3 protein-coding genes are annotated in these 2,939 nt (G+C 78.6%); all 3 read right to left on the bottom strand.

From position 1 onward, the window contains the following. Nucleotides 1-849, bottom strand: an 849-nt coding sequence (locus FRZ03_RS30415; RefSeq protein ID WP_146468327.1) for an SGNH/GDSL hydrolase family protein, incomplete at its 3' end; no start/stop codon positions are given. Beyond that, nucleotides 846-2,021, bottom strand: a complete 1,176-nt coding sequence (locus tag FRZ03_RS30410) for a glycosyltransferase (protein ID WP_146468301.1) — start codon at nucleotides 2,019-2,021, stop codon at nucleotides 846-848. The genes FRZ03_RS30410 and FRZ03_RS30415, both read right to left, overlap by 4 nt. Continuing rightward, the coding region (locus FRZ03_RS30405; RefSeq protein ID WP_146468326.1) for a glycosyltransferase family 4 protein at nucleotides 2,018-2,939 on the bottom strand (922 nt) is incomplete at its 5' end. The genes FRZ03_RS30405 and FRZ03_RS30410, both read right to left, overlap by 4 nt.

Here is a 2,939-nt window from a genome sequence, read left to right as displayed (position 1 = left end):
CCGCACCGATGTCGCCGCCCGCTCCGGTGCCGGCAGGGCCGCGAGCGCCATGGACACGGCGGTGGCCGCCTCCAGGTCGAGGCGGGCCGTGGTGCCCCGGGCGCGATGGCGCAGTTCCCCGGCGGCCAGCACCAGCAGCTGGGGCAGCAGGTCGCGGCAGCGCCGGGCCACCCAGGCGGTGCCCGCGGTGGCGAGCCGGCGCAGGCGCACGGTCCGGGTCGGCGCGGGGAACTCCGGTTCGGCGGACGGGGGTCGGCCGCTCGCCAGGCCCGCCTCGGCGAGCAGGGCGTGGAAACGGACGGCGAGCTGCCGGTGCCCGCGCTCGCCGGGGTGCAGCCGGTCCGCGCTCCACAGGGTCCGGTCGGCGATCCAGGCGTGGTCCGCCGCGTGCAGGTGGACGGCGTCGTACCGCTCGGACAGGGCGTGCACGACCGCGTTGACCGCGCGCTGCCGGCGGGCCAGCGGCCGGGCCAGGGCGCTCGGCAGGCCCAGCATCGCGCCGGGATCGGGCAGGCACGCGGTGAGCAGGGTGGCGCCCTGGGCGGCGCAGGCCGCGTAGACCCGGTCGAGGCGGGCGGCCACCGCGTGGATGTCGAAGGTGCGGCGCAGGGTGTCGTTGACCCCGACGACGACGGAGACCAGGTCCGGGCGCAGGGCGAGGGCGGCCGGGGCCTGCCGTTCCAGTACGTCCCGGGTCTGGGCCCCGCAGGCCGCGAGGTTGGTGAACTCGGTCGCCGGTCCGAGCGAGGGCGCGAGCAGGGCGGCCCAGCCCCGGCGGCCGTCCCCGGCGGGATCGCCCACGCCCTCGGTGAGCGAGTCCCCGAGGGCGACGAAGCGGACGGGCCTCATGCCACGCCCTCCGGCAGTGCGCGCGGTGTTCCGGTGCCGTGCGGCACCGGCGCGTCATGGGCGGCGAGGAACGCCCGCACGGCCGCGTCCCAGCCGAAGCGCTCCGCCCGCGCCCGGGCCGCCGCGCGCCGCTCGGGCTCGGGCCGGTCCAGGAGGAGCTCGACGGCGTCGGCGAACGCCGCACCGCGGTCGGCGGCGCTCGCCCCGGCGGACCCGATGACCTCGGGCAGCGCGGAGGAGGCGCTGGCCACCACGGGCGTGCCGCAGGCCATGGCCTCCAGGGCGGCGAGCCCGAAGGTCTCGGCGGGCCCCGGCGCGAGGGCGAGGTCCGCGGTGGCCTGGAGGGCGCCGAGCGCGGACCGGTCGCAGAGGTGTCCGAGGAAGGTCACCGGGAGCCCCCGCTCCCGGGCCCGCTGCTCCAGCCGGGGCCGCAGCGGTCCGTCCCCCGCGACCACGAGCACCGCCGGCCGGCCCCGCCGTACCAGCGTCTCCAGGGCGTCCAGGGCGGTGCCGGGGCGCTTCTCCACCGACAGCCGGGAGCACAGCACCAGCAGTGCCTCGCCGCCGCGCGCGTGCCGGGCGCGCAGTTGGGGGTCGCGCAGCGCGGGGTGGCGTTCCACCAGGTCGACCCCCAGGGGGGCGCGTACGACGTTGCGCGCGCCGATGCGGACGAACTCGCGCTCGGCGTACTCGGTGGTGCACACCACGCGCGCGTAGCCGTGCGCGGTACGGGTGTTGAGGGCGTCGGCGGCCCGCCGGGAGAGGTTCTCGGACAGGCCCCAGGTGCGCAGCACCCCGTCGGTGGTCTCGTGGGAGACCATCACGGCGGGCACCCGCGCCCGGCGGGCCCAGCGGCCGGTCCAGCGCAGGGTGGTCCGGTCGGAGACCTCCAGGCGGTCCGGGGCCAGGTCCGTCAGGAGGGCGGCCACCCGCCGCCGGTCGGTCAGGACGCGGTAGCCGCCGGTGCCGGGGAGCAGCGGGCCGGGCAGGGTGACGACCCGGCCCTGCTCGGTGTCGGTGTCGGTGTACCGGGCGCCGGGCACGATCAGCACCGGTTCGTGGCCCGCCGCCCGGTAGCCCTTGCCGAGTTCGCGCAGGGCGGTGCGCAGGCCCCCGGAGGCGGGGGCGACGAAGTTGGCGAGCCGGACGATGCGCAGCGGCCGGGCGGTCATGCGGCCACCGCCGTCCGGCGCGCGGCGAGGACGTCGCCGTAGTGGCCGATCAGCCGGTCCCCGACGGCCGCCCAGGTGCGGCCCTCGACGAGCGAGCGGGCGGCGGCGCCGAACGCGGTGCGGCGCGCGGGGTCGGCGGCCAGGGCGCGGACGGCGTCCCGGACGGCGTCGGCGTCGTGGGGCGGCACGAGCAGTCCGGTGCGGCCGTGGTCGACCAGGTCGAGGGGGCCGCCGGCGGCCGGTGCGACCACCGGCACGCCGCTGGCCATGGCCTCCTGCACGGTCTGGCAGAACGTCTCGAACGGGCCGGTGTGCACGAACAGGTCCAGCGAGGCGAAGATCCGGGCGAGGTCGTCACCGGTGCGCCGGCCCAGGAAGACGGCGCCGGGCAGGGCCTCGGCCAGTTGGTCCCGGCTGGGTCCGTCGCCGACGAGGACGAGCCTGACGCCCTCCAGGTGGCGGACGCCGGCGAGGAGTTCGACGTGCTTCTCGGGGGCGAGCCGGCCGACGTAGCCGACGATGAGCTCGCCGTCCGGGGCGAGTTCACGGCGCAGCGCCTCGTCCCGGCGCTCTGGCCGAAAACGTACGGTGTCCACGCCACGCGGCCACAGCCGCACCCGAGGCACGCCGTGCTCCTCCAGGTCGCGCAGGGCGGCGCCGGAGGGGGCGAGGGTGCGGTCGGCGGCGGCGTGCACGGAGCGGATGCGGCGCCAGGCGGCGGCCTCCCCGGCGCCCATGTAGGTGCGGGCGTAACCGGCCAGGTCGGTCTGGTAGACGGCGACGGCGGGCAGGCCGAGCCGGGCGGCGGCGGCCATGCCCCGCACGCCGAGGACGAAGGGGCTGGCGAGGTGGACCACGTCGGGGCGGTGGGTGACGAGGGCCGCGGCCAGGCGCCGGCTGGGCAGGGCGACACGGACC

Origin of the sequence: Streptomyces misionensis, from assembly GCF_007896895.1 — a bacterium.
GTDB classification, from domain to species: Bacteria; Actinomycetota; Actinomycetes; order Streptomycetales; family Streptomycetaceae; genus Streptomyces; species Streptomyces misionensis_A.
The sequence above is the reverse complement of the archived record's forward strand: the minus strand, read 5'-3'. Positions and strand labels throughout refer to the sequence as shown.